Below are 25,158 nucleotides of genomic sequence, written 5' to 3'. Positions count from 1 at the left end.
CGGAGGCATCTTCCATGCCCGAACGACGATCCGCCGTCGCCGCCGCCCTCACCGTCCTGGCCGCCACCCTTGTCCCGACCACGGCCACCGCGGCCGATCCGCCGTACGAGCGCATCCTGAACGGGACCTTCGACACCGAGAAGGAGCCGTGGTGGACCAGCTCGACCACGCCGTCGACGGTCGCCGACGGGCAGCTGTGCGCCCAGGTGCCGGCCGGCACCGTCAATCCCTGGGACTCGATGATCGGCCAGGACGACGTACCGCTGGAGCAGGGGCAGCCCTACACGCTGAAGTTCGACGCGTCGGCAAGCAAGCCGATCAAGTTCCAGGCGGTTCTGCAGCAGCAAGGGCCACCGCACGGCACAGTGATGAACAAGACCGTCACAGCCGGTACGACGATGCAGACCTTCAGCTTCACGGGCAACTCGCCCGTCACCGATACGCACGGTCAGATGTCGTTCCAGGCCGGTGGCCCGCACGAGGCGTACACGCTGTGTCTGGACAACATCTCGGTCACCGGCGGAGTCCTGCCACCTGGTGGGGTACGGGACTTCGGCTCACCGGTTCGGGTCAACCAGCTCGGCTACCTGCCGAGCGGTCCGCACCGCGCGACGTACGTGACGACGTCGACCACTCCCCTGCCTTGGAAGCTCGTTGACGCCGGCAACAAGACGGTTGCCACGGGCAAGACTTCGCCGTACGGGCCGGATGCGCTGTCGGGTGACAGCGTGCAGCTGATCGACTTCGGCAGCTACAAGCGCTCTGGCACTGGCTTCACGCTGGTGGTCGGCGACGACGTCAGCGAGCCGTTCGACATCGAGAAGAACCTGTACTCCGCCCTGCGACAGGACTCGCTCGAGTACTTCTACAACAACCGCAGCGGGATCCCGATCGAGGCCAAGTACGTCGGCGCCGCGTGGGCGCGCGCGGCCGGTCACCTCGGCGTCGCGCCGAACAAGGGTGACACCTCGGTCCCGTGCTACCCCGGCTCCTGCGACTACAGCCTCGACGTCCGCGGCGGCTGGTACGACGCCGGCGACCACGGTAAGTACGTCGTGAACGGCGCGCTCGCGGCCTGGCAACTGCTCGACCTGTACGAGGAGTCGGACGACAACGCCACCCTGAAGATCCCGGAGAACACGAACCGGGTGCCGGACGTGCTGGACGAGGCGAAGTGGCAGATCGACTTCCTGCTCAGCATGCAGGTCCCGGCGGGTCAGCCGCTGGCCGGCATGGTGCACCACAAGATCCACGACGTCGCCTGGACCGGGCTGGCACTCGCACCGGCCGCCGACCCGCAGCAGCGGTACCTCTACCCGCCGTCGACCGCCGCGACCCTCAACGTTGCCGCCATCGGGGCGCGCTGTGCTCGTGTCTACGCCCGCTGGGACCGTGCGCTCGCGTCACGCTGCCTGTCGGCCGCACAGACCGCGTGGAAGGCCGCACAGCAGCACCCGGCGATCTACGCGCCGGACGGCGGTGTGGGCGGCGGGGCGTACGACGACGTCAAGGTGACCGATGAGTTCTCCTGGGCCGCGGCCGAACTCTTCGCGGCGACCGGCAAAGCGTCGTACAAGAAGCAGATCACGACGGTGCTGAAGGCATCGGACGGATTCTCGTGGCAGGAAACCGGCGGGCTCGCGGACCTGGCGCTGGCTCGCGTCGCCTGGCGGTTGCCGATCATCGAGCGGCTCAAGCTGATCCACCGGATCGCGACCGTTGCCGACAGCTACCTCGCTGATCTGCGGTCGCAGGGCTACGCCAACCCGTACAAGCCGGCCGACGGCAAGTACGTGTGGGGATCCAACTCCGGTACGGCGAACAACGCGATGATCCTCGCGATCGCGGCCGACCTGACCGGGCGATCGTCGTACAAGTCGGCGGCGCTGGAGTCGCTGGACTACCTGTTGGGGCGGAACGCGATCAACCAGTCCTACGTGACCGGGTACGGCGAGCGGAACAGCCACAACCAGCACCACCGGTTCTGGGCCCACTCGCTGGACCCGGCGCTGCCGTCGCCGTACCCGGGATCCCTGGCCGGTGGTCCGAACTCCGGCCTGCAGGATCCCGTTGCCCAGCGCAACCTCGTCGGGTGTGCCCCGGCCAAGTGCTACCTCGACGAGATCGGGTCGTACTCGACCAACGAGGTGGCGATCAACTGGAACTCGGCGCTGGCCTGGCTGACGACGTACGCGGACGAGGCTTGAGGGCCGCGTTGTTAAGGAAAGCGTGAAGCCATGGCGACACAAGCACCGGCGGCCATCAGCGTGAACAGCATCGCGATGCCGGCGAACCGGGAGGTGACTTCCTTGTCCACCTCGTCGTACCCGACCGAGGAGCCGATGTCCTTGTAGACGTCCTCCAGCTCACCGGCCGACTCCGCGGTGTAGGCCTTGCCGCCACTGATCTCGGCGACACTGCGGAGCTCGGCCCGGTCCGGTGGCACCCGCTGCCGGATCCCGTCCATCTCGATGAAGCCCGAGTCGGTCCCGAAGCAGATCGAATAGACCGGGGTCTTCTTCGCCTTGGCCGCCTGGGCGCCTTCCTGCGCGGTGCGCCCGACCGTCCGCTTGCCGTCCGACAGCAGCACGATGCGGGCCGGAGCCGGGTCGTTCGGGTGGTCCGGGTCCGGCGGGACCTGGGTGAGCGCCTGTAGCGAGGTGAAGATGCCTTCACCGGTCGCGGTTGACTCGGCCAGGTCCAGACCGTCGATCGACCGCAGCACGGTTGCCCGGTCGGTGGTCGGCGGCACGATGATCGAGGCCGACCCGGCGAAGTTGACCAGCGCGACGTTGAACTTGGCCGGCAGCTGGTTGACGAAGTTCTTCGCCGACTTCTTCGCCGCCTCGAGCCGGTTCGGGTCGATGTCGGTGGCCATCATCGACAGCGAGACGTCGATCGCGACCACGATCGTGGCCCGCTCGCGCGGCACCTTGACCTTGGCCTTGGGCTGCGCGAACGCCACGATGCAGGAGATCGCCGACAGCAGCGCGAAGGTGACCGCGAGATGCCGGCGCCACTGCGGCCGGCGCGGGGCGACCCGGTCGAGCAGGGCGATGTTGGTGAAGCGCAGCGCGTACTGCGCGCGGCGGTGCTGCAGGTACAGGTAGATCGCGACGACCGCCGGGATGAGCAGCAGGAACCACAACCTGCTGGGAGACAGGAACTCCATCAGCGAGCCACTCCCTTCGGCGGTTGGTGCAGGCGGGGTGCCATCCGCCGGTAGGCGAGCACGAACCGCACGGTGTCGGCGACCCAGTCACGATCGGTGCGCAGGACCAGATGGCCCGCACCTACCCTACGCAGGGCGATCCGGGTTCGTTCCCGCTGTGCCAGCGCCGCCGTCGCGAAGGCCTCGCGGACCTTGCGCCGGCGGGTGTCCAGCTCGCGGACCTGGCCGGTCTCGGGGTCGCCGATCATCACGACGCCCATGTTCGGCAGCTCGAGTTCGCGCGGGTCGACAATCTCCACGGCGAGCACCTGGTGCTGGGCGGTCAGCTTGCGCATCGCCCGCTCCCAGGACGGCTCGAACCGGCTGTCGATCTCGCCGTCCTCAGGGGTGAGAAAGTCGGATACCACCACGCGCAGGCCGCGTTTGCGTTGTGTCCGGGCCATCGACTCCAGGGCCGCGGAAAGGTCGCTGCGGTGCGCGGACGCCTCGGCCGTGAACTGCTCGGCCAGGAGAGCGCGGAGCAGCCCGTACAGGGCGAGGCGGCCGGAACGCGCCGGCCAGCGTCGCAGTGCGGAGTCCCGCAGCATCAGCCCGCCGAAGCGGTCACCGAGCCGATGGGTCAGGAACCCGATCGTGGCCACCGCCGCGACGGCCAGCTCACGCTTCTCCATCGTCGACGTCCCGAAGTTCATCGAGCCGGACAGGTCCACCAGGGCCCACGTCTCCAGCTCACGGTCCGCGATCAGGTCCCGCACGTGCGGGATCGTCGTCCGGGCGGTCACCGCCCAGTCCATCCGCCGGACGTCGTCGCCGACCTGGTACTCCCGTGCTTCGGCCAGCTCGGTGCCGGGACCAGGCAGCAGCCCCATGTGCTCACCGTGCAGATACCCCTCGAGACGCCGTACGACGGTCAGCTCCAACCGTCGCAACGCACGCTCGGGCGCGAGCTGCGAGATCGTCATCGCAGCTCGCGGGTCGGGACGGTTGGCCACTAGACGAACTCCGGGCGGCCCTGGCCGTCACTGCCGTCGCGCCAGACCGGCTGGGGCGGTGGGACGGTGGCCAGGATGCGCTCGATCACCGCGCGCGGGTCGATGTTGTCGGCGACCGCGTCGAAGGTGAGGCCGAGGCGGTGCCCCATCACGTCGAGCGCGACGGTCTGGATGTCACTCGGCAGCAGGTAGTCGCGGCCGTGGATCAGGGCCAGCGCGCGGCCGGCGGCGATCAGGCCGAGCGTCGCCCGCGGGCTGACGCCGAGCTCGATGATCGGCTCCAGGTCGGGCAGGTGGAAGTCGGTCGGTGTCCGGGTCGCCATCACCAGGCGGACGGCGTACTCGGCGACGAGGTTGTGCACGAAGACCTGCTCCGCGGTCCGCTGCAGCTCCATGATCGTCTCCGGCTGCAGCACCGGCCGCGGCTCGGGCGGGTCGACGCTCATCCGGCGGAGGATCTCGAACTCCTCGTGCCCGCGCGGGTGCGGGACGTCGATCTTGACCAGGAACCGGTCCCGCTGCGCCTCCGGCAGCGGGTAGACGCCCTCGGACTCGATCGGGTTCTGGGTGGCGATCACGATGAACGGCTTCGGCATCGGGAAGGTCTGGCCGCCGATCGAGACCTGCCGCTCGGCCATCAGTTCAAGCATCGCCGACTGCACCTTGGCCGGGGCCCGGTTCACCTCGTCGGCCAGCACGAAGTTCACGAAGGTCGGGCCGAGCTCGATGTCGAAGGCCTCGCGGGTCTGCCGGTAGATCCGGGTCCCGACGATGTCGGACGGCACCAGGTCGGGGGTGAACTGGATCCGGGCGAACGAGCCGCCGACCACGGAGGCGAAGGTCCGCACCGCGAGCGTCTTGGCGACGCCCGGCACACCCTCGAGCAGGCAGTGACCCTTGGCGAGCAGCGAGACCATCAGCGTCTCGACCATGTGCTCCTGGCCGACGATCACCCGCTTGACCTCGCTGAGTGCCTCGCTGATCAGCCGGGACTGCTGCGCCACCGATCCAGCCGGCACAGTGGTTTCGGTCATGCCTGTCCTTCCGGGGTCCACAGTGCGGACCTTGTCACTCCCCGATGCGTTCGACACCGGCCATTCCATCAGATCCGCGGGTCCGCCGCTCCACGGCCCACCGCGCCCATCATCCCCGGCGACTCAAATCCTGCGGACTTCCTGGGGAGTTGCGACAGTGCTACCAGGGATGTGGTGGGATTGGGGTGATGACCGCGACCGAATCACAGACCGAGGTGCAACCGGCCGAGCCGCCGGTGGAAGCGCCGGTGTCGCTGATTCCTGCCGCGCTCCCGCTGCAGCCGGAGGACCCGCCGCGGGTCGGCGAGTTCTGGCTGCGCGGCCGGCTGGGCGCGAACGCCGCCGGTTATCTGTACACGGCCAGTGACGAACACGGGCGCAACGCCGTGGTCGCGATGATGACCGAGGGCTCGGCCGACGACGCGGCCGCCCGGGACCGGTTCGTGGTCGCGGTCGACTCGCTGCCCGAGGACGTCGTACTGGCGCACAACGACGAGGACGACGACGATCTCGCGCTCTGGGCGGCCTTCGGGCCGATCCGGGAGGACGACGGGTCCAGCGCCGCGTCGGACGAGCGGTTGCTGGCCGAACGACGCGGCGAGGACGTGCTGTCCGCCGTACTGATGGACCGGATCCCGCAGCACGGCCGGCGGCGTGGACCCGAGTTCCGGCACTACTGGGAGAACCGGCGGCGTCCCGGTCTGTTCCGGATCTGGCCGCTGCCGTGGCCGACCGCGCTGCGGCCACCGTCGTGGAACGCGATCTGGTACGCGCTGGCGACGATGCTGCTGATCATGGCGCTGGCCGTCTTCCTGGCCTGGCAGCTGTTCAAGGACTCACCGCCGCTCGATCCGCCGCCGGTCATCCCGACGCCGACGAACACGGTCACGACGACGATCACGCCGACCACACCGCCGCCGGGCACCGAGACGACGCCGGATCCGACCGCGAGCCCGACGCCGATGCCGACCGGTACGCCGGAGCCGGGCTCGCCGACCCCGAGCTCGACCAACCCGGGCGACAAGTTCTAGACCTGCTGCGGCTCACGCTTGGTTCGTAGCGTGAGCAGGCCGATCAGGCTGATCACGGCCCAGCTGCCTTCGAGCAGCAGGAAGCCCCAGGAGGACTCCTGGAGGGCGATCGCGGCCAGCAGGCCGGAGCCGAGGAGGTTCAGCAGCTGGTAGGTCAGGGTGCGCTGGCGCAGCCGTCCGGCCTGGGCGGCCGCGAAGGCGATCAGGATGACCAGTGCACCGACGATTTCGAGAACGTCGACAGCATGCATCGCAGAAGCCCCTCCAAGGGGCAGGCGTCGTCTTGTCACCGACCGGGTACGACGCCACTCGTCCGGGGCCTGCAGTAGCGCAGGACCTGACGTCTACGTTAGCAAACGCAGCAACTCGGGATCCCGCCAGAGCGTTGCCGGTACGGGCTGCCGGACCAGGGCCGCGTCGGCCCGGATCTCCGCCGGGCTGGCGGCCGAGATCAGTACCGAGGTGACGGCGGTGTGCCGGGACGGGAACGCGAGCGCGGCCTGCGGCAGCGAGACGCCGTACCGCTCGCAGACCGCGGAGATCCGCCGCGCCTGCACGCTGTCGCTGTGCAGCACCTCCGGCGAGAGGACGCCGGACACGATGACCGAGACGCCGCGCGCCAGACAGCGATCCAGGAGCGGGCGCGCACTCTGGTCGAGCAGCGAGAACTGGCCGGCGAGCAGGACACAGTCGAACTCGTGATCGCGGACGAGGTGATCAAGCACTTGCCAGTCGGTCGAGGCGGCGCCGATCGCCTTGATCACACCCTGGCGCTTGAGACCGTCGAGGACCGGGTACGCCGTTGCGATCGCGTCCTCGACCAGCACGAGATCGGCCCCGAGGCCCAGTCGCTGGACACTCCCCCGGACCGACTCCTCGGGGTCCGCGCCGACCACCTTCGTCGAGACCAGGAACTCACCGCGCGGGCGACGGCTGAGCGCCGTACCGAGGGTGGTTTCGGAGTCGCCGTACGCCGGTGAGGTGTCGAAGAAGCGGATCCCGGCCTGGTACGCCGCGTCGATCGTCGCCTCACCTTGGGAATCACCGAGGCGCGAGCCGCCCAGACCGAAGCGCGGGGGCCGGAACTTGTGCACGGTATGAGGCGCGAGCACGTGACTTGGCGCGGCCATCGCACCCCACCTCCTCTGGCAGTCTTTTTGTTCTTACCAGGATCGGTGGTGTGCGACGGCCTCGCATCTTCAGCCCGAGTGTCAGCGACCCGAGTCGTACAGGGCCTTGACCTCCTGATCGGTCAGCGCGCGGTCGAAGACGTGCACCTGGTCGACCGTGCCGTCGAGGAAGTCGACCTGGTTCCCGCCGAACTTCGCCCGGCCGATCACGGTGTTGCCGGTCGACGTCGAGTCCAGGCTGCAGGCGGATTTCGCACCGGCCAGCTGACCATCGACGTACAGGCGTAGCTCGCCCTTGGCCGCGTCGCGGACGCCGGTGAGGTGGTACCACTGGTCCGGGTTCGGCTTGGTCGGCGCGAGTGCCCGGACGCCCGGGAAGCTCATCGCGAACCGCTGGTCCGCACCGGAGTACTGCAGGAAGAACGCGCTGTCGCGATCGCCGTCCTGACTGACCACGGTCTGGAAACCGTCGACCTTGTTGAGCTTCACCCAGGCGCTGGCGGTGTAGTTGCCGCTGGTGTCGAGCAGCGCGGCACCGGTGTCGACGTACTGGTTGGATCCGTTGACCGCAACGCCTTGACCGTTCTTGCCCGGGGCAAACGCCGCGCCGTTGACGAGCGTGGCATCGTTGTTGCCGACGGCATCTTCACCGGTGCCGTCGAGTGGGTAGAAGTGGATGCCGTCGGCACCTGGCGTGCCGGGACCGGGTTGCGGTCCGCCGGTTCCGGTACCGTCCGCGCCCGCGATGATCTGCTGATTGACCGTACGGACCTGGGCGAAGTCCATCTTCGGGATCTGCCGGTCGTAGGTGAAGAAGCCGTTCAGCTCACCCTCGACATCGGTGATCTGGGTGTAGACCGAGCCGCTGATGCCACACTGGTTCGCCGATTTCAGGACGTCGCGCTGGTTCTCGACGTACCGTCTGGTCAGCGTGGCCTTGTCCGGCGTCATCTCGTACGCGAACCCGTCGCCGAACCACATGTGGTCCTGGGTCTTCAGGCCGAATCCACCGTGCTCACCGTCGACCGCGGCCCGTTCGCCGGCCGGCGACGGGGTTCCCGGGCCGAGGTACGCGTGATGGTCGATCAGGTCGCCGCGACCCGAGTCGCCCTTCGAGGCGCAGCAGTTCATCCCGCTGTGCGCGTTGACGAGCCGGGACGGGTCCTGGGCCTTGACCGAGTCGGCGATCTGGCCGGTCTCGGTCTTGTCCCACTCGCCCCAGCCCTCGTTGAACGGCACCCAGACGGTGATCGAGGTGAAGCTCTTGTGCTCGTCGACCATCTCGTGCAGTTCGGACTTGAACTGTGCGCGCCACGGCTCCGGGATCTCCGCGGTCTTGGTCGCGGGCATGTCCTGCCAGACCATCAGGCCGAGCTTGTCGGCCCAGTAGTACCAGCGGTCGGGCTCGACCTTGATGTGCTTGCGGACAGTGTTGAAGCCGAGCCGCTTGTGCTGCTCGAGGTCGAAGCGCAGGGCGGCGTCGGTCGGGGCTGTGTTCAGACCGTCGGGCCAGAAGCCCTGGTCCAGCGTCGAGAGGTTGAACAGGACCTTGCCGTTCAGGCCCATCCGAAGCTTGCCGTCGGCCCCCTTGACCAGGCCGACCGACCGCATTCCGGCGTACGAACCGACCTGGTCGACGGTCTTGCCGCGATCGATCAGGCGGACCTTGAGGTCGTACAGGAAGGGTTTGTCGGGCGACCACGTCTTCGGGTTCGGGATCGGGACCCGGAGTTCGGTGTCGGCCTTGCCGCGGACCCGGCTCACCTGCCGATGACCGTCGTACGCGGTGACCTCGACATCCAGGTTCGCCGGACCGGTGGTCTCCGCGGTGACCTTGAGGGCCTTGCCCGGGAGGTCCGGAGTGAGCTGCAGGCGGTCGATGGAGGCGGTGTTGACCGGCTCCATCCAGACCGTGCGCCAGATGCCGGAGCTGCCTTGGTAGAAGATCCCGTGATCGGGAACCTCACGCTGCTTGCCGATCGGCTGGAAGGTCTCGTCGGTGAGGTCCTCCGCGCCGACGATCAGCTCCTGCGGACCGCTGCGGTGGAGGTAGTTGGTGACGTCGACGTCGAAACCGTCGTACCCGCCGCGGTGTGTGGTCGCCAGGCGGCCGTTGACCCAGACCTTGGCGTCGTAGTCGACCGCACCGAAGTGCAGGACGAGCCGCTGGCCCTTCCACTGCGGCGGGACGGTGAAGGTCCGGCGGTAGAACATCCGGTCCTCGTGCCGCTGGATGCCGGACAGCGCAGACTCGATCGGGTAGGGCACCAGGACCTTCTCGGCGAGCGTGCGACCGATCGGAGGCGCCTCCCCCGGCGCTGCGGCAGCGAACTCCCACAGGCCGTTGAGGTTGCGCCACTCCGGGCGGGTGAGCTGCGGACGCGGGTAGTCCGGGAGTGCATTGGACGGCGTGACGTCGTCCGTCCACGGGGTGCTGAGCGGCGGGGTACCGCGGTGCCACTCGGCCGGGGCGGCTTGCGCCGTCGGCACGAGGGTTGCCGCGGCCGCGAGGGCGGCCGCGGCGACAAGCTTGAGCATGGAAGCTCCCTTCGGGGCGGTGAAAGGCGCTCCCATGGAAACGTTTTCAGCTCAAAAACGCAAGACCTCAAACATTTACGCACACCGGAGTCGGGGTGCTGAACGAACTCTTCTGGGTCAGGCTCCCGGACGCGAGGTCGACCGCGAAGGTGACGATGTTGCCCGAGTTCTGATTGGAGACGAACAGCAGCGTGCCGGTCGGATCGATGATCGCGTGCCGCGGCCAGACCCCACCGGCGCTCGGCGTCGCCTTGAGCGTGAGGGTGCTGCCGGAAGTCTCGAAGACCGCCACGCTGTTGTGACCGCGGTTGGTCAGGTAGACGTAGCGACCGTCCGCGGAGACGACCACCTCGCCCGGGTAGTTCGTCGGCGAGCCGGCCGGGACTGTGGTCTGGCTGCTCAGGGCGGTGAGCTTGCCGTCGGCATAGCTGCAGACGGTGATCGTGCTGTTCAGCTCGTTTGCTATGTAGGCGAAGTTTCCGGACGGATGGAACGCGAGGTGCCGCGGTCCGGAACCGGTGGTGAGTGTGAGCTGGTATTTGAGAGCGAGCTTCCCGTTGGCCAGCGTGTACGTGTAGACCGAGTCGGTGCCCAGATCGACAGCCAGGATGTAGTTGCCCTTGACGACGATCTGGTGCGCGTGCGGAGCGGTACCGGCATGTTTGACCAGATCGGTCTGGGTGCCGATGCTGCCGTCGGCATTCAGTTTGTGGACGGCGATGTCACCGGATCCGTAGTTCGCGCTCAGCAAGTAGCTTCCGGCAACTGCAAGGTGACAGGGGCCAGAACCCTTGTTGGACTTGCTGTTGATGCGCCGAAGCTTGCCGGGGGCATCGATCGCGATAGCGGTGACCGCGCCGGCCTCTTGCTCGTTGACGGCGTACAGGAAGTTGCCCGAGCGGATCACGAAGGACGGGTCGGCGACACCTGTCAGTACGCCGGTTGACGTGATCTTGCCGGCGGCGTCGTACGAGGCGATGCCGACACCGTCGCCGTACCGGCCGTGGTAGAGGTACTTGGTGGCGGCGGCGTTGGCCTTGAGTGGCGCGGCGGCGATGGCGGCAGCGGTGAGGCCGAGGAATCCCCGGCGCGTGGTGGTCACGAGGCCACCGGGACGCTCAGGTACGCCGGGCTGCCGGCCGGCGAACTGAAGGTGACCGAGCTCCCGACCGAGCTGCGGCCGAGGTAGCGCGGGTCGACGGTGTCGACGACGAGGGTGAGGTGGTGACCGGCCGGGACCTCCCAGCTGGTGGCTTCCAGGCGCAGATCGATCGGGACGGCTTTGCCGGGGGTTGCCCCTCGCAAGGTGAGCGGCTTATGCGAGATCAAGGATCCGACTCCTAGCGCGTTGACGTCGTAGAGGTACGCGAAGAGTGAAGTGTCCTTTACGGAGGGTGTCGCCGTAAAGTGCAGTCGCGGGGATCCGTTGATCAGTGTGCGATCCGGATAGACCTCTCCGGTCCACACGCCGGCGAATGATCGATCGATCAAGGGCGTCGCTAAGCCCGTAGGGATCGAGAGCAGTCCCTGGAGAGCGCCGGAAACCAGCGCGATCCCGCTGTCCGCGACGGTCGGGACGCCGGCTGCGATGCCGCGCTGCCAGCCTGTCGCCTGGCTGGTCTGGAGTCCGGTTTTGCTCAGGTACGACGTCCGCGGTTGACCGACTGCGGCCCAGTTGTCGTACCCACGCCACGTGCCGGCCTGGGACTTCAGTTGGACGGGCTCTTCGGTGTCGGCGCCGTTGTCCGCGCCGTTGAGGTAGTGGCGCATCCAGGCCACGAGCTCATCCCAGGTCTCGTTGGGCAGCCCGATCGCGCCGGGTACTTCAGGGGTGGCGTGATCGCCGTGCGCGAACTGGAGCCGCTTCGGGACGGTCAACGCGGTGAAGAAGTCCGTGTACTGGGTCGGCGGGAAGATCGAGTCCTCGAAGGCGTTGGCGAGGAACACCGCGGGCTTGTTGGCATTGATCTTGCCGACCACGGTCTGCGCGGACCGCACGGGGCTCAGGAGTTTGGCGTCGGCGACAGCTTCGTCGTACCGGCCGGTGAGGAACTTGGTCTGCAGGGACTGCATCTCCGGGCCGGGACGGCCGGTGATGTTGCCGAGGGCAAGCAGGCCGGCGACGGCCTGGAGGGAGACGGTGTCGTTGGGGTCGATCGAGCGAACCAGGTCGGCCCAACCACTGAGGGCGCCGACCACCTTGATCCGCGGGTCCTCCGCGCTGGCGAGGAGCGACGTACCGGCGCCGTACGAGATGCCTACCGCGGCGACCTTGCTGGTGTCGGCGGGGGTATTGAGGGCGGCCCAGTCGATCACCTTGGAGACGTCGGCGACCGTGGGCGGGCCGGCGATGTCGATGCCGCCGCCGGTGTCCCAGAAGCCGCGGCTCGAGTACGCGATCACCTGGAACCCGGATTTGGCCAGCTTGGCGCCCTGGCCGACGTACTCGAGGTTGGGGACGCCCCAGCTGGACGGCATCACCACGAGCGGGAACGGGCCGCTGCCCTGGCCGGTCGGCGTGAGAACGACGGCACCGATCTGGATGCCGTCGGCACCTTGGATGCGTTCGTACTTGGTGGCGAAGCCGGGCTGGGCCGCCTGCACCGGAGGGCTGAGGGCGAGCGCGGCCAGGAGGGTTAGGGCAAGGGCGGCGGCAATTCTGCGCACGGGGCGACCTCCGGCTGGGAAATTACCGGAAGGTAACCACAAGATTGCCGCTCTGTCACTACCTCGGCACTGAGAGTGCTGGGTCGACGCCGGTCGCCTCGACCGACCAGTCCCACAGCTGCTGTGCTCGCTCGGGGTCCTGCGCAGCCCGGGTCGCGTGCACCACCTTGGGAGATCCCCGGAACTCGAAGAAGCTCGGGCCGACGTACGTGCCCTGGTGCAGGTCATCGCGGGTGGCGGCGTACAGGCTTGGCTGAGCACCTGCCGCAGCGGACTGGGCGAACAGGTTGAACCCGGACCAGAGCTTGGCTGTGAGCTTGGCGCCGGCCAGCTCCGGCCCTGCGGCCTGGAGGTGCGTCGAGGCGTAGCCGGGGTGTGCGCCGACGCTCAGCACGTTGGGCACGCGACGGCCGAGCTCGAACATAAAGAGCAGATTGGCGAGCTTCGACCGGCTGTACTGCGGCCACTTCGAGTAGCTGCCTTCCGGGAGTCGCAGGTCGTACTCCTGGACCGTGCTCGCCGACTTGTGCATGAACGAGCTGACGGTGACGACCCGTCCGTTGCTCAGCAACGGCATCAGACGGCCGGTGAGCGCGAAGTGCCCCAGGTGGTTGGTGCCGATCTGCAGCTCGAACCCGTCGATGGTCTGCCGGTACGGCGTCGCCATCACGCCGGCGTTGTTGACCAGGACGTCGATGTGGTCGTAGCTCTCGCTCACCTGGGTGGCGGCTCGCTGCACACTCGACAGGTCAGCCAGGTCCAGCTCGATGCTGACCGGCTCCTTGCCCGTCTCAGCCGTCAGCTTGCGCGCAGCATCCGCGGTCTTCTGTGGATTGCGTGCTGCGATCAGCACCTCGGCACCATGCCTGAGGAGCTCTTTGGCGGTCTCGTAGCCGAGTCCGCTCGTGGCACCGGTGACGAGTGCCCGTCGTCCGGTCAGGTCGGGGATGTCCGCCGTACTCCAAGTCATGCGCCCACCGTAGCGGGCGCATGACCTGCAGTGGCTATCAGAGGATCTTGCGGGCCTTGAAGGCGTCGGTGACCTTCTGGGCGTCGGCCTTGCCGTAGAGCAGGCGGGTGGCCTGCACGGTGACGCGGGCGGCGTCGGCGAAGGACGTGTCGGGAGCGTAGAAGAACGTGCCCTCGAGGATCGCCTTGTTGGCCTTCTCCCGGCCGAGCGCCAGGCTGATGTCCCACAGCGCGTTCGACCAGATCTCACCGTCGTCGTGCACCTCGCCGACGATGTCGTCGGTCGTCTTGCCGGTGTCGGTACGACGCAGGCAGTGCGGCTCGGTGGACGTGTACGACGTCGCGTCCCAGTCCATCACGCACGGCAGGTTGAAGCCCTTGCTGACCGGGATCGAGTTGGTGACGGCCCAGTAGTCGCCGAAGCCCTCACCGATCGAGCCGGCTTCCAGCGACTCACCGAACCCCGGTACGACGTCGTCCTGGATCGCGTGACCGTACTCGTGCCAGATCACCTCGGCGTCCTCGGCGTCGTCGACCCCACCCTCACCCATGGTGATGACATCGGTCGACGGGTCGTAGAACGAGTTGTCCCCGTCGTAGGTGTTGATCGAGAAGTCCTGGGACTCGTTGTTCACCTCGGTGAAGCCCAGCTTGTGGATGTACTCCTGGGTCTGGTTGACCTGGTAGTACGCCTCCACCTGCTCGAACTTGTCGTTCGCGCGCTGGTAGACGAAGTTGTTGTTCTTGTTCTGCGCGACCCCGCCCTTGGCCTCCGCGATGTTCACGTAAGTACCGTTGAGCTTGCCGGAGCCGTCCAGGTTGCGCAGGATCACGTTCTTCTGCGCCAGGAACAGTTCGTCGCTGTTCTTGTCGTTGTTGTCGACGAGCTTCTCGTTCTGCTCGCTGACCACCGGGTTCGGGTCGAAGACCGAGCCGTGACCGGTGGCGTTGTCGCTGATCACCTTGGACTCGACGACCGCGCCGCTGTCCGCGTCGACCAGGCTCCGGCTCGAGCCTTCGCTGGACCGGCTGGTGACCGCCCAGACCAGGCGGGCGTTCGGACCACCGATGACGGCCAGCTGCGCCGTACCCTTGCCGGCGGCCGGCACCTTCTCGGCTTCCTTGTCCGCACCGGCGATCCGCGCCCGGGCAGCCTTGGCGTTGATCGCCTCGGTCGCCTTGGTGGTGGCGCTCGCTGCCGGCAGCTTCGCCGAGACGTCCAGGTTCGCCGGGATGGCGTCCCGCCCGTCAGCGATCTGCACACCGCCGGCCTTGGTCTCGTGCTTCGCGTAGTACCCGTTGATGACCGGCAGGCCCTTGAAGGTCTGCTGGTACCAGTAGTGCTTGCCGAGCAGTGAGGTCTTGGTCTTGACGAGCTTCAGGCTGCCCAGAGTGGTGGCCTCCGGCGCGGCCCCCGCAGCGCTCGTGAAGGACAGACCGAGCGAGATGGTGGCCAGCCCGGCGGTGACGGCCACAATCGCCTTACGGCGGTTCGACATACATTCCCTCCCACGATGGCGATCCGTTCAGGTTGCGTGACGCAACCACTACGATCCGTCGAGACCTTAGTTGCCTTCGGTACCCCGAGGGAAGCAGAACTTCGCGTCAATCTGCGGCGGCAAGGGAAATCCTTGTCAACGGCCCCCAGGCTCCTGGCGAACGAACTGCCCGCCGGGAGAAGATCTGGCATGTCGAAGTTGAGCCTGCAGGCCCAGAACCGCGCCACCCTCCAGCGCCAATGGCTGCTCGAACGCAACGACGCCACCGCCCTCGAAGCCATCGAGCACCTGGTCGGCATGCAAGCCCAGCAACCGCTCGCGCCGTACGTCGGCCTCTGGACCCGCCTCACCACCTTCCAGCCCGCCGACCTGGTCACCCTCCTCGAAGACCGCGACGCGGTCCGTGGCTCCATGATGCGCGCCACCATCCACCTCATGTCGAGCCGCGACTTCCTCGCCTTCCGCCCCCTCATCCAGCCCCGCCTCGACCGCGAGGTCTTCCAGAACATGACCTACGGCCGCCACCGCCTCGAAGGCCTCGACATGCCCGCCGTACTCCAAGCCGGCACCGACCGCCTCACCCAGTCCCCCGCCACCGCCGTACAACTCCGCGAACACCTGGCCCCGCTCTGGCCCGAGCGCGACCCCGCCGCCCTCGCCCACGCCGTCCGCTGCCTCCTCCCCACCATCCAAACCCCACCCCGAGGCATCTGGGGCAAAGGCGGCAACCCCGCCATGTCCCTCCCCCACCTCTGGCTCAACGCCGGCCTCGACCCCCACCCCAACCCCGAAGCCCTCGTCCTCCGCTACCTCGCCGCCTACGGCCCCGCCTCAGTCCAAGACGCCCAAACCTGGTCCGGCCTCACCCACCTCACCGAAATCTTCGACCGCCTCGACCTCCGCACCTACACCGACGCCAACTCCAACCGCACCCTCTACGACCTCCCCACCCTCACCCTCCCCTCCCCCGACACCGAACCCCCCATCCGCTTCCTCCCCGAATACGACAACCTCTACCTCTCCCACGCCGACCGCTCCCGCTGGTCCGCCACCCCCAAACAACTCCAATCCCTCTACACCACCGGCACCCTCCTCCACAACGGCCACCCCACCGCCACCTGGCGCCTCCCCAAACCCACCAAATCCCAAACCACCCTAGAAATAACCCCCCTAACCCCCCTCCCCAAATCCACCCGCACCGCCCTAGAACCCGAAGCCCAAGCCCTCCTAACCTTCCACAACCCCACCGCCACCCACGAAATCCGCTTCCTAACCCCCTAAACAAAGCAGCCCGACCCATGAGGGTCGAGCTGCATTCGCCTGATCTGCCCGCGAGGCGCTGTGGTTATTCTCAGGGACGCTGAAGATACACCTCGACGGACCGGATCCGCTCAGCAATCGAGGGCTGACCGGCAAGCCAGTCGGGCTGCAGTCCCCCACGTCGATGCCCGCCCTCGTGCTGCGCCTGCCAGCCATAGAACACCTCCAGGAGTTTCCGGCCGAGTCCCAGATCGACGGTCGCACGATCGGCCAACCGCTCCATCAGCTTCCCCGCACCGAGGAACAGCAAAGGAGAGAAGAGAGGCAATAAGAACAAGAAAGGAACTGAGAGGCTGTCATAGAAGACCAGGGCTGCCAGGAAGATGCCTAGATACGCGACCAACAGGAAGCCGATCAGCGTGCACCCGACCGCCGGGATGGTCCGGCTCAGCTTGAGCAACAGGCGAATGACCAACCCGACCAGCCTCGCCGGAATCGAGTACCAGTGCATGAGGCGGCCGAACCACGAACTGCCCCTGGCGTGCATCTGCAGATCATGCGCCAGAGCGGCTTCCAAGTGCGTTGGAGGCAATGTGTAGAGCGCCCAGCGCGTTACCGAAACCGTGTTTCCTCCGCTGGCGAATCCTGTGACCGCCTCCGAGTTCTGCACCCACACCGTGTAGCTGTTCGGGTCAATTCCTGCGCGATTCGCGACTGCGTACCAACTGGGTGCAAGGCGCTGACCTTCGACCATCGTTGGCCGCCTCAGTCCGAGAAGGTATTTCGCCAACAGACCGTCGGACCCCGGCCAGATCACGACGAGCCCAGTCAGAAGCCAGCCAGCGATCAACCCCCAACTTGGCCAGTCGAAGGTCTGCGTAAGCCAAAACACAATGAGGAAACTGGCACCCGCCCAGAGGACCATCGACAGGACTTCGGCAGCAAGCAGGCCAGCCCCTCCGGGAACCCCGGTCGCCGACGTCGGCTCTCCGGCTCCCCAGGGAACGGCCGGTTGCTGATTCGGCGCTTGTCCCAGAGGGTTGTCGCCACGAGGCACCGGTAGCTGTGCCCCATCCGACTCTCGCCATTGCGGGTCGCCCCCCGCGGGTTCGCCAGGGCCCTGCGCGTTGTTCATGTACCGCCTCGGTGTTTGGACTCAGTAAAGCGACACATGGACGTGATCATAGTGACCACCTGTCGCACTGCTGGGATCGTAGACGCCACCGCCGTTGTAAGGCTTCCATTGCCCGGTGCGAGCGCTCCAAATCTTGCCGGACCAGATCAGATAGCGAACCCCGGTCGTGCCTGCGGTCTGAATAGCCCAGTTGGCGATCCGATCGCCCTTGGACCGTGCGGCAGTTGAACTCCGCGAATCGCCTCCCACGAACACGTCGCAGGCCTTGCCCTTTGGATGGTCACTGGTGGGATTCCACAGATGCGCGTCCCAGCAACTCATTGGTGGATTTTGCAGGGCGGCGCGCGCTTGAGCAACCCACGTTGCAGTCCGCTGAGTGACCATTCCGCCTGTGCCCGTTGGGTCAGTGACACTTGCTGTCTCGGGAGGCCAGACGCCGTTAACCGGACGGCCCGCGATGAGCCCCGCCCCTTGGTCGCAGTCGTCCAGCGCTACCTGTTGCTCTGGACCGACCGCAGGCTTGGTCCCCGCCCGGCCTGCATACGGATCACCGGAGCGCTCGAGGTCGATCCCAGCCTCGGTCGCAATTTGCCGCGCGGTGCGCTCGTGCCGGGCATAAGCATTCGGAAACGCAGAGACCTGGACGGCCTGGGCTGCCTCGGTATAGGACATCGACGGCCATCCGTCGATATCGACAAGGCCGGGTGGATCAGGCTTCTTGGCACCGCCGAAAAATGCCTCGGCAGCATACGTCGGATCCTCGATCTGCTCTATGGTTCCCCAACCCGCTGAAGGACGCTGCTGGAACAAGCCAACCGAGTCACGGTCGCCGTAGTCGATATTGTCGAGCTGAGATTCTTGCAGCGCAGTCATCAGCGCAACGAGCGTGGCGCGACCAGGAAGCCCGCGGGCAACAGCAACGCCGTCAATGATCTTTGCAAAAGCGACTTGCCGCGCCCGAGTCGGTGCATCTGCCGGCGGATCGTCTGCCCTGAAGTTTCCGACGATGGGACAGCTTGAGAGATAGTGGTCGCCACCCGCTCCGAAGGGGACGATCAGCACGAGGCTCATGAGGCCGACAAGCCCCATCGCGCCCAAGGCCTTGAGAATCAGCCCCTTGCCAGCGGCGGCACCGAAGATGCCGCCAGTGCCTGGCCCCGCGAACATCAGTTCCCCCCTCTACTCATGGCCCGGTCCCGCCGTTCAGATCGCTGATCACCCATTTGGTTCCTTCTGGAACCAGAGTGATGAGCAAAGGGAGAACGATCCGATTCGACCTCTTGCCAGTAATGTCAATCGTGATCGAGACCAGTCGGCTGATCCGCGTAGGTGTATCGACAGGGGCCGTATCCGGGCGTGGAGATCCGATCTGAACAGACACCACCGTCGACTTGCCGCCATCAGCCTTGAGTGCGTCGTAAGTAGAGTCCCCCTCGGCGAGGAGGGAGTCACCAAGTTCCGTCGTGATGTACGGCGCAGTCTTGTCGATGAGATTCGTATAGGTCTCCGTTGAGGGATCTCGCTGGTAGAACAGCCGGGCCCAGGCGTTGACAGTTTCTTCTGCTGAGGCTCCTGCTGACGCGGGGGGGCGCTCAGTAAGTATCGGCGGCGTCGAGTTCGTCAAAGTGCTCGGCGACAACGGAGTAGGCGTGGATTGTGGCGGCGCCACAGAACTCGCGCCCGGCCCAACCGGCGGAGTAAGGAGCCCGACGTTTCCCCCTGAAGGTTCATCCCCCCGCAGCAGTCGCGGCAGCCCGCCTCCCAGACCAAGGATGACGACCGCAAGGATCACGATCGCGACAATGACTGTCACAGGGCTGGTGGGTTCGGCCTGACGTTGCTGCCGAAGCCAAGCATTCCGCTGCGCCTGGTCGTCCCGACGCCAAGTCCGCTTCGCTCTACGGCGCTCCCGACGATTCAGATCATCGATCTCGTCTGGGTACTCATAACTGCTCCGAACGACGTCCCGCCAGCTTTCCGGCTGATCGGGTTGACGTCGGCCGCTCCCGTCGTCAGGATCGCGATCCGACGGCTCCTTGTCTCGTCTCATCGGCTCGTCACCTACGGTTCGGCACCATGACCGTCACACCGTCCTTGGTGACGGTTGAGTACTCCCGGAAACTGCGGCTTCCCGTCGACTGCGGCTTGCGCCGTTCGCGGACAACCTTGGGAGGACCATCGCGGAGGCTGGCGGAATGAGTATGGACCCTTGGCTCGAATCTGCTGTGCGAAGCGGGCTTCGCATCCTGCTTCGCGTGACGTGCCTGCCGCGAATCAGAGGTCTTCGGACCGCTACCTGAACCACCGGCCTGGCCTGCGGGAGCTCCGCTTACGCCTACGGTGACCGTTCTGCGTCCGCCAGACGACGCCCCAGCGGTCGGCGTCGCTTGAACTTGTCCTGCAGCGAGGGCTCGAGCCTGATCCTTGACATTGCCGGCCTGACCATCCTTACGAGACGCCCCGGCGGTACTTCCCGACGCAGGCTCGATGGCGCGTCGTTCGGAAGAACCGATTGAATGAGCAGGGGCTTGCCTAGAGGCGATTTCTCGAAGATTGGAACCGAGCGCCGGCGCCTGACGGAAGAGCCGAACAGAAGCCACGCGCTGAGATTGCGCCTCCTGCGCTCCGCTCCGACCTGCCCGCTCGCCGAGAGACGGACTTGCCGCTCGGCTTCCCACTGCGCCCATGATGCGCCGTACGGCGCCCATCGCGCCTCGACGAGCTAGCCCGCCCATGACCAGACTCCCCATTCCTGGGCGCATCATCGAACTCATGCTCTCGAACATTCGACGCAGCCGGAATCCTGCGATGAGAACCGCGATCGCAAGGCCGCTCACAGGGAGCCAGCCAAGGGTGTCGGTCAGGCTGAAGACAGCTGTGACCAGAGCGAGGGACGTCGAGAAGACCAGCAGCGCGAGAATCGACTGAAGAACCAGCCCCAGAAGTGCCTCGAACCAGTTCATCCCCCACTGCCGGGTACGTCCGGGAATGGCCCACAGACAGGTGAAAAGGACTCCGACGACAAGGAGGATCATGCATCCGATGAACGCCATCAGCGCCGTAAAGGCCAGCGAGATAGTGAGGAATGCAAACAATGTGGCGGCTATCGCCCCGAGGGTAAGTACCCCGACTCTGCCGAACGGATTGTCACCCTTTGCCCATTTGACCGTCGGCGCATCGCCTCCGCCTTCGGCCTTGCTGATCTCATTGTCGATGTAACTCTTGCGCGCATCGCCGTCCGTCCCCTTGTCCAGGATGGCCTTACCGTAACGCTGACAGGCAGCAAGGGATCCGAACTCGGCAACGCACCACGGTGTCGCCGCAAATGCGCGCCAGGTTGCGTCACCTGATTTCCGCAAGAGCGTGTCGCGCTTCGTGCCCGAAAATGCGGGCTCAGTCCACTCGATCGGTACCTTCGACGTTCCTCCGAGCACCTCGGTCGAGGTTCCCACCACGGCATCGGATCCAACCTGCCGAGCGCCGTCGACACCGTTCAGCCAAACGTTCGGCGACACAGCAAAGCTGATCGCCAAGAGGCCAGCTGCGAAGACCCAGACCAGTTGCCCCAGTGCACTGCCGCTTGCCTTCCGCTGTGCGTACGCCGCAATCGCACCGAACGCAAGAGCCGAAGGCAGCAGCCAGCCTGCAAGCTGCGTATTCACCAGACCGATCGCCGACGACGCAGTGTCGGTTAGCGGTTTGATGTCGGTGAATGAAAACAGCCACCAGCCAACGGAGATCGCCGCGCGGGTAATCGCGACTATGTACAGCATCACCATGTGCGCGTAGCCGTTGAAGACTGCCTCCATCGGGTCGCGCAGGCTGGTCTCGAAGTCAAGGCCGTAAACGGTGGGGCTGTACTGCTCGAAGAGGGTTCTGGTGTCGCCGTGGGTCAGGTCGGGGGTGGGGAGGAGGTCGCCGAAGCCGGTGGGGTTCGTCGGGCCTGGGGCCGGGTCTGCTGCCAGGGCTAGCTGAGCCGTCACCACGAAGGAGACGCACAGGACTGTGACCGCCGTGCGGAGGCGGCGGGCCCAGGTCATGCGACGTGCTCCTTGTTGCCTTTGGGGGGGTGCTGGGGGTCGGCTTCGGAGTCGGCGTAGGCGGGGTACATGGCTTCGTTGTAGTCGGGGGCGTCGGCTTCTTGGTCGTAGACGTCGTCGGGGCCGATGGGGGCCTCGTGGCGGGTTGGGGGGTGGTGGCCGTTGGTGGGGGCGGGGGGTGGGGTGGGGGCGGGGGTGTCGATGGGGGGGTGGGTGGTGTGGGCTTCGGATTGGGCGGTGGCGGTGGCGGCGGGTTCGATGAGGTCTTGGGGGTCTTCGTCGTCGGCGAAGGGGTCGGCGGGGGTGGGGTCGGCGGGGAGGGCCGGGGCCGGGGTGTTGGCGTGTTCGGATTCTGGGGTGGTGCGGAGGAGGGCGGCTACGCGCTGGCTGGGGATGTCGATCTGGACGGTGGCTACTTCGTCCCAGCGGTCGCGCATGATGCAGTGGCCGTGGCGGATGGACTTGCCGTTGGCTGCGGTGTTGATGCCGCGGACGAGGGTTTGGTACGGCGGGGTCTGCGGGCGGCCGAGGAGTTCGAGGAGGGAGTCGACCTGTTCGCGGGAGCGGAGGCTGAAGGCGAAGAGGGTGGTGATCTGCTCGACGAGGCCGGGGAGCTTGAGGATCGAGGCGGGGTCCTGGGTGTCGAGGACCAGGGAGGCGCCGAGGGCGCGGCCGACGCGGGCGATGTAGTCGAGGAAGGAGGCGCCGTCGGGGGTCTTCGTCAGCAGGTGGACCTCGGGGACGATGACGACCTTGGAGCGGCCGCGGAACTCGCGGCGGCCGGTGGTGCGGACCATCCAGGCGAGGCAGCCGCGGAGACAGGCCATGCCGACGCGTTCGATCGGGGACCAGGACTCGGGGGCCGACTCGGGGGACGGCAGGGTGAGGCCTGGCATCTGGACGACCCAGAGGCCCGGGTTGGTGGTGAGGGAGGACAGGCCGGAGGGTGGGCCGGCGACGACGGAGCCGAGGCCGGTTTCGACGAGGTCGCGGAGGGCGAAGCCGACGGTCCGGATGGTTTCGGACTCGGAGTTGCAGAGGCGCTGGATGACGCCCCACGACGAGGGGTCGGGTGACTGGATCTCGGCGCGGGTGGCGGCCATCACCGGGGCCTCGGCCGCGCCGCGCAGGTGCGGCGGGAGCAGGAGCATCAGCTGGGACGGCGCCTGCAGGAGAGCGTCGTCGACCGGGAGGACGCGGAGCAGGTCCGCGGCACCGGAGAACTGCGCGGTGATCTCGATGACAGCGGTCGGTACGCCGTACTCCGCGGCGACCGCGGAGACACCGGCGGCGTCACCTTTGAGGTCGAGGAGTGGTACCCAGGCGCCGGCGAAGGCGGAGTCGAGGCCGCCGAGCATGGCGGCGGTCGTCTTGCCTCGACCGGAACGGCCGAGGAAGAGGGTCGTGGTCGCGTCACCGAGGGCCGAACCGGCGGCCGCGTCGAAACGGACGAGGCCGGGGGTCGAGCCGGTCAGGTAGCCGATGGCGGGACCGGTGGCGTCGCCGATCGAGGCGCCGCCCCAGAACCAGGAACCGAAGAAGGCGGTCGACTCGCGGACGTGCCCGAGGTCCGGGACGCGGAGCTGGTCGCCGGGCAGGGACTCGAGCCACAGGTCGCGCTGCTCGTCCGCGCCGGGGGCGACGGTGATGCCGCGGTCGGCGTAGTGCGCGATGACGGCGTCGACGTACGCCTCGAGGTCTTCGCGGGTGTCCGCGCTGACCAGCAGGCGGGGGTGGTCCTCGACCAGGGTGAGGCCGCTGCGGTTGATGTCGCGCTTGACCTCCCGCATCACGCGCTCGGTCTCGACGATCTCGTCGGCGGTCTCCTCCGCGGTGCCCTTGGCGGCCGAGCGGCGCTGTTCCTTGGCGCTCTTGCGGGTCTCGTCGACGAGGTGCCGCGCTGTCTTCTTGGTGAGGACGCGGAAGCGGACCGAGGCCTCGACGGTTACGTCGATCTCGTCGCCGTCGTCGTCGATCGCCTTGATCTCCGACAGCGTCCGCAGCCACTCCCCCGGGCCCGGGGTCTCGAGCTCTTCGGGGAAGTCGGTCATTGCGAGAACGGTCGTGTACGCCGCGATCTGGCCGCGCGAGTCATAGATGCGCAGGTGATCGGTGTAGGGCACGACGCGGCCGGAGGTGAGCCGGGCCAGCGAGGCGCCGGTGATCAGGCCACGGCGCGGGGCGGCCACTGCGCCGCGGTGCATTTCCCGGCTGATCAGCCAGGAGATGACCTCGGCCGGGGCGGTGTGGGCACGCCAGACGGTCGAACCGAGCTGTCGGCCGAGCTTGCGGACCCGCTCGTCCAGGTGCGCGAGCTCGCGCGCGCTGACACGCCAGGAGGTGGTGCCGAGGGCGTCGCTGATCGACCCGCGGACCTGGGCGGTCGCACGGGGGTCGCGGTCGCTGAGGTGGACGCCGAGAGCAACGTACCGCTCGGGCATCCGCATCTCGTCGATCCGGTCGGCCCGGGTCTGCGCCCAGGCCTCGTGGTCGCCGAGCCGGTAGTGGCCCGCCACGGAGTCGATGTAGTCCTGGCCGGTCGAGCGGCCCCAGACCACCTTCAGGTGGCTGAGCCGGTCGCCGAGGATGGTCGCGGCGGCGCTGACCGCGGCGTCCAGAGCGGCGTCCTGCTCGGCCTCGGTGGCCAGGTCGGTGTTCGCCACCGAGATCAGGAACCACGCCTCGGCGCTGCGTTCGGTGACGAGCAGACCGTCGGCGATGGCCACCAGCCGGGGCGGCGGCAGGCCGCGCTCGCGGCCGACCCCGACCAGGTTCAGGAGCTTGTCAGCGATCTTCATTCGTGCCTCGTCTTCCCTGACGAATTCCTGCGACTGACCCTCTGCACGTGGTCCGCCCCGAGCAGGCGGGCACGCTGGTTCACGGTGATGTCCGCACCCGCGCGGACCATCGGATCCAGCTCCACCACGACCTCGCGTTCCCATTCCGGCGTCACCCGGGCCTTCGCCAGGTTGGCCACCTTCTGGGTGGCGACGCGCTCACGCCACGGCAGGTACTCCGTCTTGTCGGCGGCCCGCGCGCCGAGTCCGATGATCGGGCGGTGGGCGCGCAACGCGTAGCGGACGGCGAGCGCCCATTCGGTCACGCGGCGGCGGCGTTCGTGGAACTTGCCCGGCCGCCAGCCGAACGCGGTGATCACGAACGGCGGGACGACGTACAGGCTGACGGTGCCCTTCTGGGGCACCCCGACGAACGGGAACAGCAGCGCGATCCAGGCCAGGATGATCACCGCACCGAAGATGATCATCCGGCGGCGCGCGCCTTCACCGAGGTCGATCCCGAGCAGGTCGTACTGCCGGGTCTCGATCTCGAAGTGGTGGGTAAGGGTACGGCCGACGCGCATCAATTACCCCCGGAGAGCAGTCCCCAGAAGCCCTTCAGGACATTGATGGTCTGGTTGTTCGCATAGATCAGCCCCCCGACCAGGACACCGGCGGCGATGTGGCCGAACAGCTCGCCCCACTCGCGCTTGAAGTAGTGGCCGATCGCGCGCAGCACCAGGATCGCGATGAAGATGTTGCCCGCGATGACCAGGACCCAGTCCTTGAAATCCGCGCCGGTCGGGACATTGGGGTCGGCCAGTGGCGCGACGAGCTGAACCACGCTCGCAGCCAGTTCGTGCGTCGTCATTGCGGTGTCTCCCTTGGTGCTTCGGTCATCCGACGGCGGGTTG

General features: G+C 67.2%; 20 protein-coding genes and 1 riboswitch. Of the genes, 3 read left to right on the top strand and 17 right to left on the bottom strand.

Translation table 11 applies throughout. From position 1 onward, the window contains the following. The first annotated feature begins 14 nt into the window (after positions 1-14). The gene (locus ACIA49_RS13370; protein ID WP_396377407.1) at positions 15-2,207 is read left to right on the top strand and encodes a glycoside hydrolase family 9 protein; all 2,193 of its coding nucleotides are present in this window, start codon (positions 15-17) and stop codon (positions 2,205-2,207) included. Positions 2,208-2,218: 11 nt separating this feature from the next. Here ACIA49_RS13370 and ACIA49_RS13365 read toward each other — a convergent pair whose 3' ends face one another. The 3 genes from ACIA49_RS13365 to ACIA49_RS13355 are packed head-to-tail and all read right to left on the bottom strand — an operon-like array spanning position 2,219 to position 5,198. Continuing rightward, a complete protein-coding gene (locus ACIA49_RS13365; protein WP_396377406.1) occupies positions 2,219-3,172 on the bottom strand; it encodes a VWA domain-containing protein in 954 nt (317 codons plus the stop codon). Further along, positions 3,172-4,134 (bottom strand): DUF58 domain-containing protein, encoded by a 963-nt coding sequence (locus ACIA49_RS13360; protein WP_396377405.1) that lies wholly within the window; start codon positions 4,132-4,134, stop codon positions 3,172-3,174. The genes ACIA49_RS13365 and ACIA49_RS13360 overlap by 1 nt, the downstream gene beginning before the upstream one ends. Positions 4,135-4,163: 29 nt before the next feature. Further along, positions 4,164-5,198: an AAA family ATPase gene (locus ACIA49_RS13355; RefSeq protein ID WP_396377404.1), complete on the bottom strand. Its 1,035-nt coding sequence runs from the start codon at positions 5,196-5,198 to the stop codon at positions 4,164-4,166. Positions 5,199-5,386: 188 nt separating this feature from the next. Between ACIA49_RS13355 and ACIA49_RS13350 the strand changes: the two genes are divergently transcribed. Beyond that, on the top strand, positions 5,387-6,229 hold the full coding sequence (locus ACIA49_RS13350; protein WP_396377403.1) for a hypothetical protein: 843 nt from the start codon (positions 5,387-5,389) through the stop codon (positions 6,227-6,229). On the opposite strand, the gene ACIA49_RS13345 is transcribed toward ACIA49_RS13350, so the two are convergent. From ACIA49_RS13345 to ACIA49_RS13315, 7 genes are all read right to left on the bottom strand, one after another. After that, on the bottom strand, positions 6,226-6,480 hold the full coding sequence (locus tag ACIA49_RS13345) for a hypothetical protein (protein WP_396377402.1): 255 nt from the start codon (positions 6,478-6,480) through the stop codon (positions 6,226-6,228). The genes ACIA49_RS13350 and ACIA49_RS13345 overlap by 4 nt on opposite strands. Positions 6,481-6,501: 21 nt before the next feature. Further along, positions 6,502-6,569: riboswitch (guanidine-III (ykkC-III) riboswitch) on the bottom strand. Positions 6,570-6,573: 4 nt separating this feature from the next. Further along, positions 6,574-7,359 carry an aldo/keto reductase gene (locus ACIA49_RS13340; protein WP_396377401.1) on the bottom strand — a complete coding sequence of 262 codons (786 nt, stop codon included), beginning with the start codon at positions 7,357-7,359 and terminating at the stop codon, positions 6,574-6,576. An 81-nt stretch (positions 7,360-7,440) separates the two neighbouring features. Next, positions 7,441-9,897 (bottom strand): LamG-like jellyroll fold domain-containing protein, encoded by a 2,457-nt coding sequence (locus ACIA49_RS13335; protein ID WP_396377400.1) that lies wholly within the window; start codon positions 9,895-9,897, stop codon positions 7,441-7,443. A gap of 67 nt (positions 9,898-9,964) precedes the next feature. Continuing rightward, positions 9,965-10,999, bottom strand: coding sequence for a lactonase family protein (locus ACIA49_RS13330; protein ID WP_396377399.1), 1,035 nt, complete (start codon positions 10,997-10,999; stop codon positions 9,965-9,967). Next, positions 10,996-12,564 carry a CocE/NonD family hydrolase gene (locus ACIA49_RS13325; protein WP_396377398.1) on the bottom strand — a complete coding sequence of 523 codons (1,569 nt, stop codon included), beginning with the start codon at positions 12,562-12,564 and terminating at the stop codon, positions 10,996-10,998. The genes ACIA49_RS13330 and ACIA49_RS13325 overlap by 4 nt, the downstream gene beginning before the upstream one ends. A 58-nt stretch (positions 12,565-12,622) precedes the next feature. Then, positions 12,623-13,534 carry an oxidoreductase gene (locus ACIA49_RS13320; RefSeq protein WP_396377397.1) on the bottom strand — a complete coding sequence of 304 codons (912 nt, stop codon included), beginning with the start codon at positions 13,532-13,534 and terminating at the stop codon, positions 12,623-12,625. A gap of 37 nt (positions 13,535-13,571) precedes the next feature. Beyond that, complete coding sequence (locus ACIA49_RS13315; protein WP_396377396.1) at positions 13,572-15,032, bottom strand: M36 family metallopeptidase; 1,461 nt, start codon at positions 15,030-15,032, stop codon at positions 13,572-13,574. A gap of 189 nt (positions 15,033-15,221) precedes the next feature. Between ACIA49_RS13315 and ACIA49_RS13310 the strand changes: the two genes are divergently transcribed. After that, the gene (locus ACIA49_RS13310) at positions 15,222-16,313 is read left to right on the top strand and encodes a winged helix DNA-binding domain-containing protein (protein WP_396377395.1); all 1,092 of its coding nucleotides are present in this window, start codon (positions 15,222-15,224) and stop codon (positions 16,311-16,313) included. 70 nt (positions 16,314-16,383) lie between these two features. On the opposite strand, the gene ACIA49_RS13305 is transcribed toward ACIA49_RS13310, so the two are convergent. The 7 genes from ACIA49_RS13305 to ACIA49_RS13275 are packed head-to-tail and all read right to left on the bottom strand — an operon-like array spanning position 16,384 to position 25,115. Next, entirely contained in the window at positions 16,384-17,427 is a 1,044-nt protein-coding gene (locus ACIA49_RS13305; protein WP_396377394.1) for a hypothetical protein, read from the bottom strand. A gap of 21 nt (positions 17,428-17,448) precedes the next feature. Next, the gene (locus ACIA49_RS13300; RefSeq protein ID WP_396377393.1) at positions 17,449-18,594 is read right to left on the bottom strand and encodes a hypothetical protein; all 1,146 of its coding nucleotides are present in this window, start codon (positions 18,592-18,594) and stop codon (positions 17,449-17,451) included. 16 nt (positions 18,595-18,610) lie between these two features. Beyond that, entirely contained in the window at positions 18,611-19,477 is an 867-nt protein-coding gene (locus tag ACIA49_RS13295; protein ID WP_396377392.1) for a hypothetical protein, read from the bottom strand. Positions 19,478-19,484: 7 nt separating this feature from the next. Next, complete coding sequence (locus ACIA49_RS13290) at positions 19,485-21,467, bottom strand: hypothetical protein (protein WP_396377391.1); 1,983 nt, start codon at positions 21,465-21,467, stop codon at positions 19,485-19,487. Beyond that, entirely contained in the window at positions 21,464-24,265 is a 2,802-nt protein-coding gene (locus ACIA49_RS13285; protein ID WP_396377390.1) for an ATP-binding protein, read from the bottom strand. Before ACIA49_RS13285 ends, ACIA49_RS13290 begins: the two co-directional genes overlap by 4 nt. Beyond that, positions 24,262-24,828, bottom strand: coding sequence for a hypothetical protein (locus ACIA49_RS13280; protein ID WP_396377389.1), 567 nt, complete (start codon positions 24,826-24,828; stop codon positions 24,262-24,264). The genes ACIA49_RS13285 and ACIA49_RS13280 overlap by 4 nt, the downstream gene beginning before the upstream one ends. Then, on the bottom strand, positions 24,828-25,115 hold the full coding sequence (locus ACIA49_RS13275) for a hypothetical protein (RefSeq protein WP_391545675.1): 288 nt from the start codon (positions 25,113-25,115) through the stop codon (positions 24,828-24,830). Before ACIA49_RS13275 ends, ACIA49_RS13280 begins: the two co-directional genes overlap by 1 nt. Positions 25,116-25,158: the final 43 nt, after the last annotated feature.

The organism is Kribbella sp. NPDC051587 (genome assembly GCF_044453945.1).
Taxonomy (GTDB): domain Bacteria; phylum Actinomycetota; class Actinomycetes; order Propionibacteriales; family Kribbellaceae; genus Kribbella.
The sequence above is the reverse complement of the archived record's forward strand: the minus strand, read 5'-3'. Positions and strand labels throughout refer to the sequence as shown.

Bases quoted from the DNA above. Each gene is read 5' to 3' on its own strand.
- ACIA49_RS13360 (WP_396377405.1), bottom strand. From the start codon at position 4,134: ATGACGATCTCGCAGCTCGCGCCCGAGCGTGCGTTGCGACGGTTGGAG.
- ACIA49_RS13310 (WP_396377395.1), top strand. From the start codon at position 15,222: ATGTCGAAGTTGAGCCTGCAGGCCCAGAACCGCGCCACCCTCCAGCGC.
- ACIA49_RS13300 (WP_396377393.1), bottom strand. From the start codon at position 18,594: ATGTTCGCGGGGCCAGGCACTGGCGGCATCTTCGGTGCCGCCGCTGGC.
- ACIA49_RS13305 (WP_396377394.1), bottom strand. From the start codon at position 17,427: ATGAACAACGCGCAGGGCCCTGGCGAACCCGCGGGGGGCGACCCGCAA.
- ACIA49_RS13315 (WP_396377396.1), bottom strand. From the start codon at position 15,032: ATGTCGAACCGCCGTAAGGCGATTGTGGCCGTCACCGCCGGGCTGGCC.
- ACIA49_RS13290 (WP_396377391.1), bottom strand. From the start codon at position 21,467: ATGACCTGGGCCCGCCGCCTCCGCACGGCGGTCACAGTCCTGTGCGTC.
- ACIA49_RS13355 (WP_396377404.1), bottom strand. From the start codon at position 5,198: ATGACCGAAACCACTGTGCCGGCTGGATCGGTGGCGCAGCAGTCCCGG.
- ACIA49_RS13345 (WP_396377402.1), bottom strand. From the start codon at position 6,480: ATGCATGCTGTCGACGTTCTCGAAATCGTCGGTGCACTGGTCATCCTG.
- ACIA49_RS13340 (WP_396377401.1), bottom strand. From the start codon at position 7,359: ATGGCCGCGCCAAGTCACGTGCTCGCGCCTCATACCGTGCACAAGTTC.
- ACIA49_RS13275 (WP_391545675.1), bottom strand. From the start codon at position 25,115: ATGACGACGCACGAACTGGCTGCGAGCGTGGTTCAGCTCGTCGCGCCA.
- ACIA49_RS13350 (WP_396377403.1), top strand. From the start codon at position 5,387: ATGACCGCGACCGAATCACAGACCGAGGTGCAACCGGCCGAGCCGCCG.
- ACIA49_RS13335 (WP_396377400.1), bottom strand. From the start codon at position 9,897: ATGCTCAAGCTTGTCGCCGCGGCCGCCCTCGCGGCCGCGGCAACCCTC.
- ACIA49_RS13370 (WP_396377407.1), top strand. From the start codon at position 15: ATGCCCGAACGACGATCCGCCGTCGCCGCCGCCCTCACCGTCCTGGCC.
- ACIA49_RS13280 (WP_396377389.1), bottom strand. From the start codon at position 24,828: ATGCGCGTCGGCCGTACCCTTACCCACCACTTCGAGATCGAGACCCGG.
- ACIA49_RS13365 (WP_396377406.1), bottom strand. From the start codon at position 3,172: ATGGAGTTCCTGTCTCCCAGCAGGTTGTGGTTCCTGCTGCTCATCCCG.
- ACIA49_RS13295 (WP_396377392.1), bottom strand. From the start codon at position 19,477: ATGAGACGAGACAAGGAGCCGTCGGATCGCGATCCTGACGACGGGAGC.
- ACIA49_RS13285 (WP_396377390.1), bottom strand. From the start codon at position 24,265: ATGAAGATCGCTGACAAGCTCCTGAACCTGGTCGGGGTCGGCCGCGAG.
- ACIA49_RS13320 (WP_396377397.1), bottom strand. From the start codon at position 13,534: ATGACTTGGAGTACGGCGGACATCCCCGACCTGACCGGACGACGGGCA.